Below are 14624 nucleotides of genomic sequence, written 5' to 3'. Positions count from 1 at the left end.
GTGGCACCCGCCCGCATGCGTGCCGTCGTCGCGGAGAACGGCACGCTGACCGTCACCGAGGTCGACACGCCGGTGCCCGGCCCCGGCCAGATCCGGCTGCGCGTGACCCGGGCCGGCATCTGCGGCTCGGACCTGCACGCCCGGTACCACGCCGACGCGGCCGCGGACGCCACCGCCGAGATCGGGTACGCCGCGTTCATGCGGCGGCACCAGCGCGTCGTCATGGGTCACGAGTTCACCGGCACGATCGACGCGTACGGCCCGGGGTGCCGCCGCCGCTGGCGCCCCGGCCGCGCGGTCGTCGCCGTACCCATGATCAGACACGGCGACGACGTGCACCTGACCGGGCTGTCCGCCGCCGCGCCCGGCGCCTACGCCGAATATGTGCTGGTCGCGGAGGCCGCCACGTTCCCGGTGCCGCGCGGCGTCCCGCCCGACGTGGCCGCGCTGACCGAGCCGCTCTCGGTCGCCCGCCGCGCCGTGAACCACGCGGAGATCACCCGCCGCGACACCGCCGTCGTGATCGGCTGCGGCCCGATCGGCCTCGCGATCATCCTGCTGCTCCGCGCCGCCGGCGTGCGGACCATCATCGCCGCCGACCGCGCCGCCGGCCGCCGCACGCTGGCCCGCACCTGCGGCGCCACGCACATCGCGCCCGCGCCCTGGCCGCACCTGCCGCCCGCGGACGCGCCCGCGCTGTTCCGCGCCGGCCTGGACGCGCTCGCCGCGCTCCGCCGCGTCCCCGGCCTGCCCTGGCCCGCGGTGATGCGCGCCGCCACGCCGCGCGGCCCGGTCGTCTTCGAGTGCGTCGGCCTGCCCGGCGTCATCGAGGACATCGTCAGCCACGCCCCGTTCCGTTCCCGCGTCGTCGTGGTCGGCGTCTGCATGCAGCCGGACACGTTCCGCCCCACCATGGCCAGCAACAAGGAACTCCAGCTCCGCTTCTCCTCCGGCTACTCACCGCCGGAGTTCCACGACGCGCTCCGCCTGCTCGCCCGCGGCCGCGTCGACCCACGCCCGCTGATCACCGACGTGGTGCCGCTCGCCGGCGTCCCGGCCGCGTTCGACCTGCTCGCCTCCCCCGGCCACCACGCCAAGATCCTGATAGACCCACATCTCTAGCGTTTCCCGCTTCCGGCGTGGTGACGGTCCGCGAGCTCGCAGCGGGCACCGGTGCTCCTCCCGCCGGTTTCGCGGGCCGTCCGACCGCGCCGCCCTACCCGGGATGGGCGGACGCGGTCCCCGGTCAGGCGGCCAGTTGCCGCCTCAGTTCGGCGGAGTCGTGCAGCGCGGTCATCTGGGTGAACCGCCCGTCCGTCACCCGGTAGATGGCGTACTCGACGATCTCGAAGGATCTCCCGGACGGTGGCACGCCCAGCCACTCCCGGACCGGCGTACCGGTGTTGATCGCGCGGACGGCCAGGCGGTCCCGGTCGAACAGCAGCTCCTGGATCTCCCAGTGCAGGTCCGGGACCGCGCCGACATCGTGCCGCTGGACCGCGAGCACGTCGTCCCGGGTGCCCGGCTCGCCGTTGAGCAGCACCCGGTCGGCGATGAACTCGTCCATGCCGTCGAACTCGTGCGCGTTGAGCGCCGCGATGTAGCGCAGGTACCAGTCACGCAGCTCGGTCATCGCTGCCCTACCAGCGCAGCGTGCCGTGCTCGTCCTGCAGCGTGCCGCTCGGCCCTTGGGTGGCGAAGCGCGCCACCACCGCCGCGCTCTCCGCCACCGGCCGCCCGATCCCGAAGGCCGCCGTCATGTCCGTGGCCGCGGTGCCGGGCTCGATCGCGGTGAACCGGACGTCGGGGTGCAGCTTGGCGTACTGGACCATGAGCATGGTGGCCGCCGCCTTGGACGAGGCGTAGAGCGCAAGCGGCAGCCCGTACTCCGGCCGGTCCGGGTTGGTCACCGCCCAGAACGAGCCCATGCTGCTCGACACCGTGACCACGGCCGGACTCGCCGACCGGCGCAGCAGCGGCAGCGCCGCCTCGGTGACCCGCACCACGCCCACCGCGTTGACGTCGAACGCGTGCAGCGCCGCCGGCCCGTCCAGCGCGCCGGCCGCCAGGATGCCCGCGTTGTTGACCAGCACGTCCAGCCGCCCCTCCGCCGCGTCCACGGTGGCCAGTGCCGCGCTCACCGACGCGTCGTCCGTCACGTCCAGCCGCACGAACCGCGCGCCCAGTTCCGCCGCCGCCTTTTCGCCCCGCTCCACGTCGCGGGCGCCCAGGTAGACCCGGTGGCCGCGGGCCACCAGCAGCCTCGCCGTCTCGAACCCGATGCCCTTGTTGGCGCCCGTGATCAGTGTGATCGTCATGCGTCCCCTCCGGGAGAACAATTTTGTACCGCTCGGTTGGACATCACCGTAACAGCATTTTGTACCGCTCGGTTGGTGACCCGGGTCACGATTTGTACCGAGCGGTAGAGTGGCGGGCATGAGCACCGAGACGCCCACCGCCGGGCGACCGCGCGCCTTCGACGAGGAGACCGTCCTCGACCGGGCCGCCGAGGTCTTCTGGCGCCACGGCTACGAGGGCGCGTCACTGAGCGCGCTCACCAGCGCGATGGGCATCAACCGCCCCAGCCTGTACGCCACGTTCGGCAGCAAGGAGCAACTGTTCCAGCGCGCCTTCGACCGCTACCACGCGCACAAGGTCGCGGCCGCCCGCGCCGCCCTCGCGCAGCCCACCGCGTACGCCTCGATCGAGGCCTTCCTCCGCTCCAGCGCCGACAACCTCACCACCGGCGACCACCCACCGGGCTGCCTGTCCATCCAGGGCGGCCTGGCCTGCTCCCCGGAGAACGCGCGCATCTCCCAGCTGCTGGCCGCCGGCCGCGCCGACACCGAGGCCGCGCTGACCGAGCGCCTCTCCCGCGCCGTGACCGAGGGCGACCTCGCCCCCGGCACCAGCGTGCCGGCCCTGGCCCGTTTCGTGATGACCCTCAGCGAGGGCCACGCCGTCCACGCCGCCGCCGGCGCCACCCGCGACGACCTCCAGGCCTCCGTCGACATCGCCATGCACGCCATCACCGCCCTCCAGCCCTGACGAACCGGCCGGGACGCCCACGCGGCCGTCCCGGCCGGACGATCAGCCGGGCAGCAGGCTGCGCTCTCCACCGTGGACCGCCACCACGGACCCGTTCACGTAGCTGCTGCCCTCGCCGGCCAGGAACAGCACGACGTCCGCGATCTCCTCCGGATCGCCGATCCGGCCACGCGCGACCGTCCGGTCCATCGCTTCCGCGTTCGCGCTCAACAGCGGCGCGGTCCCCTCGGTGCGCACCGGGCCGGACCGCACGCCGTTGACCCGGATGCCGGCCGCGCCGAACTCGGTCGCCCAGTACCGGGTCAGCGACTCCAGCGCCGCCTTCGACGCGCCGTAGGCCGCCCCCACCGGCGCCACCATGGTCGCCCCGGTCGAGCTCACGTTGACGATCACCCCGTGACCACGCTGGATCATGCCCGGCGTCAGCGCCTTGACCAGCTGGAACGGCGCCCGGGTGTTGATCGCGACGTGCCGGTCGAAGCTGCTCGCGCTGGTGCTCGGCGTCGAGACCAACTCGTACACCCCGGCGTTGTTGACCAGGATGTCCACCTCCCCCGCCTCGGCCGCCAGCCGCTCGACCTCCTCGGCGCTGGACAGATCCGCCGCGACGAAGCGCGCCCGGCCACCCCGCTCCGCGATCGCGGACACCACCTCGCCACCGCGGTGCGCGTCCCGGCCGTGCACCACCACCTCCGCCCCGTGCTCCGCCAGCCGTACCGCGACGGCGCGCCCGATGCCCGCCGTGGCCCCGGTCACCAGGGCCGTCCTACCTGCTAGATCCGACATGCCTGCCTCTTTCTGGGTTGGTCGACCCAATTTCTAGCAGCCACTTTTGGGTTGCGCAACCCATTCCGCTAGGCTGGGGTCGTGACACTGACCCGCAAAGGACAGGCGACCCGGGAACGCATCCTCGACGCGGCCACCGAGCTGATCGCCCAGCGCGGCGTGGCCGGCACCAGCACCGAGGACGTGCGCAAGGCGGCCGGCATCGGCGGGTCGCAGCTCTACCACTACTTCGACAGCAAGCAGGCCCTGATCAGGGCCGTCATCACCCGCCAGGCCGAGGTGCCGCTCATTCCCGGGCAGCCGATCATGGGCGCGCTGGACAGCTTCGACGCGCTGCGCGCCTGGGCGGACGCCGCCGTCGAGCACCAGGAGCGCAACGACGGCCGCGCCGAGTGCACACTCGTCTCACTCGCGGGCGAACTCGGCACCACCGACGATCAGACCCGCGAGGACCTCTGCAACGGCTTCCAGCGCTGGCAGTCCCTGCTCCACAACGGCCTGCGCGCCATGCGCGACCGAGGCGACCTCCGCCCCGACGCCGACCTCGACGAGCTGTCCATGACCCTGCTCACCGCCCTCCAGGGCGGCACCCTGCTCAGCCAGACCCTCCGCACCGCCGCCCCGATGCGCGCCTCCATGAACGCCGCCCTCGCCTACATCCGGTCCTTCACCACCTGACCGGCTCAGCGTCCAAAGTCATCCACGTCCACCGGGCCGCTACGCTCGGCGCCATGGTGCAGCGCGTGACCGACCGGTGGCGCGACTGGTGACCCGATGACACGCTCCGTGATCACGATCGGCGGGCAGCAGGCGGGCGACCTCGGGATATCGACCTTGGACGAAGTGGCGTACCGTCCGGATTCGGCGACTCAAGGTGACGATTCCGGAGGGTCCGATGACGACGCTGCCCATGATGCCGTTGCCGCAGGAGCGGAAGTACCCGTTCGATCCACCGCCCGACTACGCTGAGCTGCGCGCGGAGGGGCGGATCATCCGGGTGACGACACCGACCGGGCTGGACGCGTGGCTCGTGTCGGACTACCGGACGATCCGGGAGGTGCTCGGGGACGGGCGCCGGTTCTCGGTGCGAGCCGGGCAGGCCGCGCACGTCCTGGGCGGGTTCGACCCGGATGCCCCGATCGGGGGTTTCTCGCAGATGGACGGGCCGGAGCACGTGCGCATCCGGCGCAACTTCGCACCGCAGGTGACGCACGCGCGGCGGCTGGCCGAGCTCACGCCGATGGTCGAGCGGATCACGGACGAGGCGATCACCCGGATGCTGGCCTCGCCGGAGCCGTTCCCGCTGCACCGCGAGTTCTCCACCGCGGTCACCACCGCCGTGATCGCCGAGCTGATCGGCGTACCGCCGGAGAAGTATTTCCTGCTTCAGGACGCCGCCTACACGCTGTTCCGGACGGAGACCACGCCGGCGCAACTGCAGGAGGCGCTGCGGCCACTCTTCGGTTACCTGCTGGAACAGGTGGCGCGGCGGCGCGCGGCCCCCGGCGACGACATTCTCAGCCGCATGATCCTGCACAGCGCGGACAGCGATCGGCCGCTGACCGACGAGGAGCTCGTCCGGATGAACGCGGCGCTGCTCATCGCCGGGTTCGACACCACCGCGTCGATGATCACGTACGGGCTGGTGCTCCTGCTCGGCGACCGCGCGCGGTGGGAGACGCTGTGCAAGGACCCGTCGCTGTCCGCGACCACCGGCGAGGAGCTGGTCCGCTACCTGGCCGTCGGCGTCGGGCTGCTCCGGCAGGCCACCGAGGACACCGAGCTCAACGGGCAGAAGATCGCGGCGGGCGAGTTCGTGGTGGTCGCGATCCAGTCCGGCAACCGCGACACGTCGGTGCTGCCGGACGCGGACACGTTCGACCTGGCCCGGCGGCCCGGCCCGCACATGGGCTTCGGCCACGGCGCGCACGCCTGCGTCGGCCAGCACATCGCGCGCATGGAGCTGAAAACGGTCCTCGGCGCGCTCGCCACCCGCGTACCGTCGCTGCGCATCGCCGTGCCCCTCGCGGACCTGGAGTGGAAGACGGACTCGGTGGTCCGCGGCCCGGTCGAGCTCCCGGTGGCCTGGTCATGAAGGTGACCGTCGACCGCGACCGCTGCATCGGCGCGGGCCTGTGCGCGCTCACCGCGCCGGAGGTCTTCGACCAGGAGCCGGAGGAGGCGATCGTCCTGCTGCTGGACGAGACGCCACCGGAGACGGCCCGGCACGCGGTCGAACAGGCCGTCGACCGCTGCCCCGCCGGGGTGATCCAACTGCATTGAGGACCATTTCTGCCCGCTTCCGGCGTGGTCGCGGCCCGCATGCTCGGAGCCGGCACCGGTCGGCCGTGGCCGGCCTCCCTGCCGGTCGCGTGGTGGTGTCGGGCGGCTCGCCGCTCGCGCGGTAATCCATGGGCGGGCTCGCCGATCGCGTGGTGATGTCGGGGCCGGCCTACCGGTCCCGTGGTGCTTCACGGGCGCGCCCGCCGGTCGGGGGCTCAAGGCGGTCCACCGGTCGCGTGGTGACGAGAGAGACAGCTCATGTTGACGGAACCGTCAAGATGCGTGCTAGCGTCGGGACCATGCAGGTGAGTATGGAGACGGACGTTCCCGAGAACGTCACGGAGGACGCGGAGGCGGCAGCACCGCCGCCCGCCGTCCCGGCCCTGATCATGCTGGAGTCCGCGGACGACGCCGCGGTCTGCGACGCGGACGGATGGTGCGCCTGATGACCACCGGCATCTTCGGCCCCGCGGCCGAACCGATCGTGATCGACGTCTGGAGCGACGTCGTCTGCCCGTTCTGCTACCTCGGCCACGCCACGCTCGAGCAGGCCGTCGCGCAGTCCCCGCACGGCTCCGCCGTGGAGATCCGCTACCACAGCTTCCTGCTCCACCCGGGCGTCGGCACCCCGATCCTCGCCGACGACTACCTGCTGAGCGCGCTCGGCATGCCGAAGGCGCAGCTCGACGCCTCGCACGCGCAGATCGCCGCGCGCGGCGCCCGCCTCGGCCTGGACTACCGGTTCGAGACCGCGCTGATGGCCGACACCATGGACGCGCACCGGATCATCCACCTGGCCAACGCGCACGGCCGGCAGATCGAGGCGGTCACCCGGCTGTTCCGGGCCGAGTTCACCGAGGGCCTCGACGTCTCCGACCACGACGTGCTGACCGGCCTCGCGGTGGAATTGGGCCTCGACCGCGACGAGGCGATCAAGACCCTGACCACCGGCGGGTACGAACAGGAAATCCGCGCCGACCTGGCCCAGGCCCGGCAGTACGGGATCACCGGCGTGCCGTTCTTCGTGTTCGACGGCAAGCGCGCGGTCTCCGGCGCCCAGCCGCTCGAGATGTTCCTGCGCGCGCTGGACGTGAGCCGGCAGGACCGCGCCGCCGCCCCGGCATGACGCCGTTGCGCGCCGACGCCCGGCGGAACGTGGAGGGCATCCGCCGGGCGGCGATCGACGCGTTCCGTGCCGGTGGGCTGACGATCCCGCTGGACGAGGTGGCCCGCGCCGCCGGCGTCAGCAAGGGCACCATCTACCACCGGTTCGGCGGCCGGTGCGGCCTGATCGACGCGGTGGTGGACGACCTGGTCGCGGCGCGGATCGGGGAGATCATCGACGCGGTCGAGGCGATCGACGGCCCGCTGCCGCGGTTCGAGGAGTACCTGCGCCGCACCTGGCTGCTCCAGTACGACGAGCCGGCCGCGAACGACGTGCTGATGCGGGTGCTGCCCGACTCGGCGCCGCTGACCACGCTGTTCGACCGCGCGTGTGCGTTCGGCCGGCGGCTGCTCGCCGACGGCCAGGCCGCCGGCGTGGTGCGCGCTGACCTCACGCCGGACGACCTGGTGTACCTGATCCTGGAGCGCGGCGCGATCGTCCGCGCCTGTGACGAACAGACCCGCGACGACTACGAGCGCCGCCTCGACTTCACGCTGCGGGGGCTGCGGGCGAGCCGGTGACGGTGGCTCACGACCCGCGCGGGTCGCGCACGTACCTGTGGGCCGCGCCCCGCCCGGTCCAGCGGGATCGGCGTGGCGTCGACGTTCTCGGCGATCCGCACCCGGTCGTGCGGGATCGCCGTCAGCAGTGCCCGGTGGTGCTTCATCACCGGGCACCGGCCGGTCACGACCGAGGTCCAGGATCTTCTCCAGCGCCTGGTCCCGGTCCGGGAAGCGGAGCAGATTCCCGCCGAAACGACATCACACCCGCCGGTACAGTTACCGGGTGTGACGCATCCGATCATGTTCGACGACCGTGATCCGCTGCTGCTGCGGGTACGCGAGATCGCGCTCCGCTTCCCGGACGCCGCCGAGAAGATCTCCCACGGCCATCCCGCGTTCTACACGACCAAGGTCTTCGCCTACTACGGCGGCTCCCTCAAAATCGACGGCGAGTGGCGACAGCACCACCAATCCGTGCTGGTCCTTCCCGACCCCGACGACCGCGCCGCCCTGCTGTCCGACCCCCGCTGCTACGTCCCCGGCTACCTCGGCGCGGCCGGCTGGATCGGCGTGGACCTGGACGGCGACACCGACTGGGACGAGATCGCCGAACTGCTCGACGCCAGCTACCGCCGCACCGCCGGCCCCCGCCGCGTCGCCCGGCTCAGCTCACGATCCGCGCCATCGCCAGCGGGTCCTGATACTCCCGCCACCGAGTCACCCGCCCGTCCCGCACGCTCAACACCGCGATGAACGCCGCCGTCCCCTGCCGTCCGGTGCGCACGGAGGTGCCGGTCAACTCATACTCGACCACGATGGTGGCCGGATCCCGCGTGTCGTGAACGGCCAGGACCCGCTGCCCGTCGATCCGCACCGGAATGGCCGCCCGCTCCGGATTCGCGAACCTCAGCCACGCCTCCCGCCCCTCGATCCTGACCGGCCGCCCCTCCGGCGCGAACGGCATCTCCATCACCACGTCCTCGGCCAGGAGGTCCCCGGTCAGCGGTCCCGGCCGCCCGAACCACTCCCGCCGGATGCGGGCGAAAACCTCACGCGGGTCCTCGGTCACAACGCCTCCCCAAGATGAGCGACCACTCACTTTATCCCGGTCGACGATAGTGAGTCGTCACTCACCTTGTCCAGACCGCCGGAGCATCCCGACCATCACGGGCGAGCATCCGTGGCCCCCGGCGCTTCAGCCACGCCGACGTCGCGGCCGCACTCCACCGGGCGCTCCGCGCCGAATATCGGCATATCAAGGGGCAGGCGCCGATCGTCCACCGTGGCCACGCCAGCCAGAGGCACGCAACTCATGCGGAAATAAGGCGCCCGAGTTTCACAACGCGCTGAGGCTCGCTCATCGACCGCCAAGGGCGCCACACCCTCCCAGGGCGTCCTAGGAGGCTAGCTCTATCTTGTGGCGGTCCGTGCGGGTCGGCAGGCGCCTCGGCGGTCACGATCGGGCGATGGGCGGAACGGCCGCGTGGCCGTGGCGCAGACCACCGGGCGCGGAGCGGCCACAGGATGCGGCACGGGCCCAGAACCACGGCAGAAGTCAGACGCCGGTGGGCACCGCGGCCGGCCGGACCGGATTGATCCAGTCCCATTCACCTATCCGATGCCGAGATCACCTAGAGTCCACAGTCGATCACTCCGGCGCCTGGGCCGGAGTACACCCCTGATCGTCAGGAGACTCCCGTATGCGTCACCGGCCACCCCGGATACTCTCCGCGCTGACCGTCGCCGCCTCCGCCGCCGCCACGCTCGTGGCGGTCGCGCCGGCCACGCCCGCGGTCGCGGCCCCGTCGAACGACCCCACCTGCAACACCGCCGTGAACGGCACGCCCGCCGGCCCCACCGGCCAGTCCGCCACGAACTACGTCCTCAACGTCGGCGGCGCCAGCGAGTTCGCGAACATCCACACCCCGGCCGCGAACACGCAGGCCGCCTTCCCCTACCTGGTCGGCGCGGACTCGGTCGCCGCGGACGGCACGCCGATCCGCCGCCACACCGCGAACTTCAGCCTGAGCCCGGACGAGGCCGGTGCGACCCCGCACGCCGGCCAGGTGACGTCCGTGGACGGCGCGCAGACGTTCCCGGCGAGCACGTACACGGAGGACGTGCTCGCCACCCCGGCGATGACCGGCGCGATCCGGCTGCGCAGCGGCGTGCTGCTCGGCTACAGCTTCAAGGCGCAGGCCGGCAAGGCGTCCGGGACGCAGGCCACGTACACCGCGTTCCGGTCCACCGACGACGGTGCGACGTGGACCGCGCGGGACGCGGTCTTCAACCTGACCTCGTCGGCGAACGGCACCCGCGTGGCCGGGGTGCCGCTGGAGCTGGCCGACGGCACGATCCTGGTCACGCTGTACGGCACGTTCACGGACGGCGTCAACGACCGGGTGCAGCTGCAGGCGAGCACGGACGGCGGGAACACCTTCACCCGCCGGGCGATCATCGCGAACGGCAACGCCACCAACGGTTACAACGAGACCGGCATCGCGCAGCTGCCGAGCGGCAAGCTGATCGCGGTGATGCGCCACCACGTGCCGCAGAGCGACGGCACCGTCCGGGGGCTGGGCACGCCGGCCTGGACCACGTCGACCGACAACGGTACGACCTGGGCCGCGCTCCAGCCGCTGAGCGTGTCGTTCCCGTACGGCTACGACCCGATCAACGACTCCACCGGCGCGCTCACGGCCGTACAGCCGGATCTGAAGCTCATGCCCAACGGCGTGCTGGTGCTGCGCAGCGGCCGGCCGGACAACTGGGTGGCGATCTCCTCCAACGGCGAGGGCACCGGCTGGATCGGCCAGTTGACGTACCGGAACTGCCCGAGCGACGGCAACCGGGTGCACGGCTCCACCGGGTACGGCGGCATCGACTACGTCTCCGCCAACCGCGCCGTGGTGATCGGCGACAACTGCGAGAAGACCTGGTCGTGCGTGACCGCGGCGGAGACCGACTTCACGGTGGACAAGCGCACGCACGTGTGGCGGCGCTGGTTCGACGTGCTCACCCCGGACGTCGGCCGGATCGACCTGGCCACCAAGTACCGGCAGGGCCGGATCACGGTCAGCACCGACCTGAGCGACAGCATCGAGGGTCACCCGAGGGCCAGGGTGGACGGCGCGTTCGACGGCAGCACCGAGTACTGGTCCAGCGCGGTCAAGGCGGACGGCGCCGGAACCTACACGATCAACCTGGACCGGCGGTACCCGCTGACGAAGATCGGCCTGAGCCTGCGCAACGGCCGTTCCGCGTCCGCGCGCGTGTTCGTCTCGCCGGACTTCACGACGTGGACGCAGGTGGCCGCGCCGACCAACCGCACGCACCTGGCGATGGAGTACTTCACGGTCCCGGCCGGCACCGAGGCCCGGTTCGTCCGGGTGGAGCTGGACGCGACCGCCGGCTGCGACGCCGGGCTCGGCAGCACGTGCGCGTTCCTGAACGAGATCGAGCTGTACTCGGCGATCAACTCGTTCGAGAACGACCCGGTGAACAACCGCCCGCGCGGCTTCACGGACATGGTGCTGTCCTGGCAGACGCAGCGCTCGACGGACCTGGCCGGCAACAGCAGCGCGTCCGCGCTGCGGATCATCGACCAGGACGCGAACCAGCACGCGAAGGTGGTGTGGAACGGCGCCGCGACCGGCACCAAGCGGCTGGAGTTCCGGATCAAGCCGATCTCGCTGGTCGGCCAGCTGTTCGACGTGCTGGGCCGCACCTCCGCCGGTACGTCCGTGTCCGCGCACCACTTCGCGGTCCAGCAGGACGGCTCGCTGGCCCGCTACACCGGCACCGCCTGGGTCACCGTGACCGCGCCGGGCGTGATCCCGGTCGGCGCATGGTCCACGATCGTCGTCACGGCGAACGTGAACACCGCGTCCCTGGAGGTCAACGGCGAGCCCGTGGCCACCGGCCTGCCGAGGACGACCGCCACCACCACGCTGACCGGGTACTCGTTCGCCAGCGCCGGCACCGCGCCGGTCGGCGACAACTTCCTGATCGACGACGTGCTGTTCACGTCCTGACCGCACCGGCCCGGCACCGCGACCGCGGTGCCGGGCCACCCGGGCTACTCCTCCGAGGCCGCGGACCCGGGCCCGGACGGGCCGACCCGGACCGCGTAGGCGGCCAGGCCCGCGACCAGCAGGGCACACGCCACCACCGCGGCGGTACGGCTGCCGGCCGGCTGCACCATCCAGGCCGCCGCCTCCCGCCACGCGGGCTGTGCCCGTACCGGCGTGAAGGCCTGCACCGCCGCCCACCCGACCGGCAGCTGCCACGCGTAACCGGCGCCGAACGCGCCGGCGGTCAGGCCCGCCAGCCCGGCGAGCCCGGCCGCGTTGCGCACCACCTGCCAGCCCGGCCCGAAGTCCACGCCGGCCGCGCGCGCCGCGCACAGCAGCCCGGCCACGAGCGCGCCGCAGGCGAGCAGGTGCAGCATCCGGCGTGGCGGCCACGGCAGCGCGGCCGTCCGCTCCAGCGCCACGTCGTTGCCGGCCAGCGTCGGGACCAGCGGGGCCAGCGCCAGCGCCGTGGTCAGCACGGCCAGGCTCCGGTGCACCGCGCGGTCGTCCTCCAGGACCGCCCACAGCACCGTGACCAGCGCGACCGCGCCGGCCGACACCGCGACCGCGGCCGGGACGCGCCGCGCCCGCAGGTATCCGATCACGACGCCACCGCGCCGGTGAGCGGCGCCATCAGGTCCGGCGCGCACCGTCGCGCGGCGTCGCGGACCGCGGTCACGCGCGCGAGTTGCTCCGCCTCGGGCAGCGCCCGCAGCGCGGTCAGCCGCTGGCGGATCTCCGGCCGGATCGCGTCCCACGCCTGGTAGCCGAAGCCGGGCTGCCACACGCGGAAGTCGTCCGCGCCGAGCAGCCACGCGCCGGTGACGGACAGCGCGACGTCGTTCTGCGGCCCGCAGCGCGACAGGTACGTACCGCCGCCCATCGCGATCCGTTCGGCCACGCTCGGGTCCCGGCCCGCGGCGTAGTCCGGGTCGAGTACGAAGTAGACCGTGCCGGGCTCGTCGTCCGGCGTGAACCGGTACCACTGGTTCATGCTGCGGTCGCCGATCGCGCTCAGCCGGATCTCGGCCGCCCGGGTCGGCGCGTCCGGCAGCACGGCGAGCGCGTCGAGCGCGCGGCGCACGTCCGGGACCACGTCGGCCAGCAGGTACCGGTGGGCCGCGGTCACGCACACCTCGGGCGTGCCGTCCGCGCAGACCAGGCGCTGGGCGGCCGGGTCCAGCCGCCACTTGCCGGCGGCGCCCGGCGAGGCGATCAGCACCAGCCCGGCCAGGCCCGCGGCCAGCGCCGCGCCGGCCGCGGACCGGGAGCGCCAGGACCGGCCCGCGATCAGCAGGAACCCGGCCGTGGTCAGCCCGGCCGCGAGCGCGAGGTGGGCGAGCAGCGCGGCCGTGGTGGGCGCCTCCCAGGGCGTGGCCGGGCCGGGCGTCGCCGCGAACGCGAGGTTGGTCCACCGGTTGTACACGTCCGGCCGCTGCCGTACCAGCACCGGCAGCACCAGGATGCCGGCCGCGAGGACCGGCGGCAGGATCGGTGACGGCCAGGCGCGACCGGCGGCGATGCCGAGCCAGGCGAGACCGGTGAGGATCAGCGCGCCGGACAGCGGCGGCACCGCGCCCGCGACGGCGAGGTGGCCGCCGCTGAGCCCGACCGCCACCGCGCAGGCGGCGACGACCAGCAGGTACGCGCCCGCGGCGGCGAGCCCGATGGCCGCGGCCGGCGGCAGGGACCGCTGCCAGCCCGGCCGGCCGGTGCTCTCCAGCAGCTCCATCGCCCGGGTGCGCCGCTCCCGGCGCCCCAGCATCGCGCCGAACGCGACCGCGAACGGCGCCAGGAACGCCAGGCCGGTGGCCATCTCGTGGGTGGCCAGCACCAGCGACCCGCGCCAGTAGTCGTGGATCGTGCCGATGTGCAGCGCGCCGATCGCCATCAGCAGCGGCGCGGCGAGCCCGGCGGTGGAGCGGCGCAGTTCGGTGCGGGTGGCCCTGATCATCGGCCGTCCCGGTGCCGGGTGAGCAGCAGCGAGTAGCCGCGTTCGGCCGGGCTGTCGCCGGTGCCGCCCTGCGCGCCGAGCCGGGTCAGCTCCGCGGGCGTGCCCTGGAAGACGTGCGTACCGTCGTTGATCATGACGACGTCGGTGCAGGCCGCGACCACGTCCTCGACCAGGTGCGTGGAGACTAGCACGCACGCGTCCGTGCCCAGGTCGCGCAGCAGCTCGCGGAACTCGACGCGCTGCTCCGGGTCGAGTCCCACGGTCGGCTCGTCGAGCAGCAGCAGCGCGGGGTCGTTCACGATCGCCTGCGCGATGCCGGCCCGGCGCAGCATGCCGCCGGACAGCGTCTTCAGGCGCGCGCCGGCCCGCGCGGTGAGCCCGACCCGGTCGATGGCGCGCTGGGCCGCTCCGGGGATCTCCGCCGCGGGCACCTCGCGCATCCAGGCCAGGTACTCGACGTACTCGCGGACCGTGAACCTCGGGTAGTAGCCGAACTGCTGCGGCAGATAGCCGAGCCGGCGGCGCAGCCCGCGCAGCGCCCGGCCGCCCGCGTCCGTGCCGAGCAGCCGCAGCGTGCCGCCGGCCGGCCGGACGACGGTGGCGAGCGCGCGCATCAGCGTGGTCTTGCCCGCGCCGTTCGGCCCGAGCAGCCCGTGCACGCCGGTGCCGAGCGTCAGGTCGAGCCCGGCCACGGCCAGGTGCCGGCCGGCCCGGACGTGCAGGCCGTGTGCCTCCACATCCCAGGCGTGCAGCCGCGGCCGCACCTCTTCCGCGCTGATCGCGCGCATGGTGTCTCCCTACGGGAATCGGAA

Annotated in this window: 17 protein-coding genes; 10 read left to right on the top strand and 7 right to left on the bottom strand. The window is 73.0% G+C overall.

Annotation, left to right across the window (positions count from 1 at the left end; all coding sequences use genetic code 11):
• Positions 1 to 15 precede the first annotated feature (15 nt).
• Positions 16 to 1122 carry an alcohol dehydrogenase catalytic domain-containing protein gene (locus J2S41_RS11385; protein WP_310366500.1) on the top strand — a complete coding sequence of 369 codons (1107 nt, stop codon included), beginning with the start codon at positions 16 to 18 and terminating at the stop codon, positions 1120 to 1122.
• 124 nt (positions 1123 to 1246) lie between these two features.
• Here J2S41_RS11385 and J2S41_RS11380 read toward each other — a convergent pair whose 3' ends face one another.
• Positions 1247 to 1633 carry an ester cyclase gene (locus tag J2S41_RS11380; RefSeq protein ID WP_310366499.1) on the bottom strand — a complete coding sequence of 129 codons (387 nt, stop codon included), beginning with the start codon at positions 1631 to 1633 and terminating at the stop codon, positions 1247 to 1249.
• A 7-nt stretch (positions 1634 to 1640) separates the two neighbouring features.
• A complete protein-coding gene (locus J2S41_RS11375) occupies positions 1641 to 2318 on the bottom strand; it encodes an SDR family NAD(P)-dependent oxidoreductase (protein ID WP_310366498.1) in 678 nt (225 codons plus the stop codon).
• 118 nt (positions 2319 to 2436) lie between these two features.
• On the opposite strand from J2S41_RS11375, the gene J2S41_RS11370 reads away from it, so the two are divergent.
• Complete coding sequence (locus J2S41_RS11370) at positions 2437 to 3048, top strand: TetR/AcrR family transcriptional regulator (protein WP_310366495.1); 612 nt, start codon at positions 2437 to 2439, stop codon at positions 3046 to 3048.
• A gap of 42 nt (positions 3049 to 3090) precedes the next feature.
• On the opposite strand, the gene J2S41_RS11365 is transcribed toward J2S41_RS11370, so the two are convergent.
• On the bottom strand, positions 3091 to 3834 hold the full coding sequence (locus J2S41_RS11365; protein ID WP_310366492.1) for an SDR family NAD(P)-dependent oxidoreductase: 744 nt from the start codon (positions 3832 to 3834) through the stop codon (positions 3091 to 3093).
• A gap of 81 nt (positions 3835 to 3915) precedes the next feature.
• Here J2S41_RS11365 and J2S41_RS11360 point away from each other — a divergent pair, with 81 nt between their 5' ends.
• From J2S41_RS11360 to J2S41_RS11330, 7 genes are all read left to right on the top strand, one after another.
• Positions 3916 to 4512: a TetR/AcrR family transcriptional regulator gene (locus J2S41_RS11360; RefSeq protein ID WP_310366490.1), complete on the top strand. Its 597-nt coding sequence runs from the start codon at positions 3916 to 3918 to the stop codon at positions 4510 to 4512.
• Between the two features lie 217 nt (positions 4513 to 4729).
• The gene (locus tag J2S41_RS11355) at positions 4730 to 5929 is read left to right on the top strand and encodes a cytochrome P450 (RefSeq protein ID WP_310366488.1); all 1200 of its coding nucleotides are present in this window, start codon (positions 4730 to 4732) and stop codon (positions 5927 to 5929) included.
• Positions 5926 to 6117, top strand: a complete 192-nt coding sequence (locus J2S41_RS11350; protein WP_310366486.1) for a ferredoxin — start codon at positions 5926 to 5928, stop codon at positions 6115 to 6117. The genes J2S41_RS11355 and J2S41_RS11350 overlap by 4 nt, the downstream gene beginning before the upstream one ends.
• Positions 6118 to 6416: 299 nt before the next feature.
• The gene (locus tag J2S41_RS11345) at positions 6417 to 6563 is read left to right on the top strand and encodes a hypothetical protein (RefSeq protein ID WP_310366483.1); all 147 of its coding nucleotides are present in this window, start codon (positions 6417 to 6419) and stop codon (positions 6561 to 6563) included.
• Entirely contained in the window at positions 6563 to 7243 is a 681-nt protein-coding gene (locus J2S41_RS11340) for a DsbA family oxidoreductase (RefSeq protein ID WP_310366481.1), read from the top strand. The genes J2S41_RS11345 and J2S41_RS11340 overlap by 1 nt, the downstream gene beginning before the upstream one ends.
• On the top strand, positions 7240 to 7803 hold the full coding sequence (locus J2S41_RS11335; protein ID WP_310366480.1) for a TetR/AcrR family transcriptional regulator: 564 nt from the start codon (positions 7240 to 7242) through the stop codon (positions 7801 to 7803). The genes J2S41_RS11340 and J2S41_RS11335 overlap by 4 nt, the downstream gene beginning before the upstream one ends.
• A 267-nt stretch (positions 7804 to 8070) precedes the next feature.
• Positions 8071 to 8538 carry an MmcQ/YjbR family DNA-binding protein gene (locus tag J2S41_RS11330; protein WP_310366477.1) on the top strand — a complete coding sequence of 156 codons (468 nt, stop codon included), beginning with the start codon at positions 8071 to 8073 and terminating at the stop codon, positions 8536 to 8538.
• Here the strand turns inward: J2S41_RS11330 and J2S41_RS11325 are convergent.
• Entirely contained in the window at positions 8450 to 8854 is a 405-nt protein-coding gene (locus J2S41_RS11325; RefSeq protein ID WP_310366475.1) for a nuclear transport factor 2 family protein, read from the bottom strand. The genes J2S41_RS11330 and J2S41_RS11325 overlap by 89 nt on opposite strands.
• A gap of 631 nt (positions 8855 to 9485) precedes the next feature.
• Between J2S41_RS11325 and J2S41_RS11320 the strand changes: the two genes are divergently transcribed.
• Entirely contained in the window at positions 9486 to 11819 is a 2334-nt protein-coding gene (locus J2S41_RS11320; protein WP_310366472.1) for a discoidin domain-containing protein, read from the top strand.
• 44 nt (positions 11820 to 11863) lie between these two features.
• On the opposite strand, the gene J2S41_RS11315 is transcribed toward J2S41_RS11320, so the two are convergent.
• The 3 genes from J2S41_RS11315 to J2S41_RS11305 are packed head-to-tail and all read right to left on the bottom strand — an operon-like array spanning position 11864 to position 14600.
• Positions 11864 to 12463: a hypothetical protein gene (locus J2S41_RS11315; protein WP_310366469.1), complete on the bottom strand. Its 600-nt coding sequence runs from the start codon at positions 12461 to 12463 to the stop codon at positions 11864 to 11866.
• On the bottom strand, positions 12460 to 13812 hold the full coding sequence (locus tag J2S41_RS11310) for a hypothetical protein (protein WP_310366467.1): 1353 nt from the start codon (positions 13810 to 13812) through the stop codon (positions 12460 to 12462). The genes J2S41_RS11315 and J2S41_RS11310 overlap by 4 nt, the downstream gene beginning before the upstream one ends.
• Entirely contained in the window at positions 13809 to 14600 is a 792-nt protein-coding gene (locus J2S41_RS11305; RefSeq protein WP_310366466.1) for an ATP-binding cassette domain-containing protein, read from the bottom strand. The genes J2S41_RS11310 and J2S41_RS11305 overlap by 4 nt, the downstream gene beginning before the upstream one ends.
• Positions 14601 to 14624: the final 24 nt, after the last annotated feature.

Origin of the sequence: Catenuloplanes atrovinosus (genome assembly GCF_031458235.1) — a bacterium.
Lineage (GTDB): Bacteria > Actinomycetota > Actinomycetes > Mycobacteriales > Micromonosporaceae > Catenuloplanes > Catenuloplanes atrovinosus.
The sequence above is the reverse complement of the archived record's forward strand: the minus strand, read 5'-3'. Positions and strand labels throughout refer to the sequence as shown.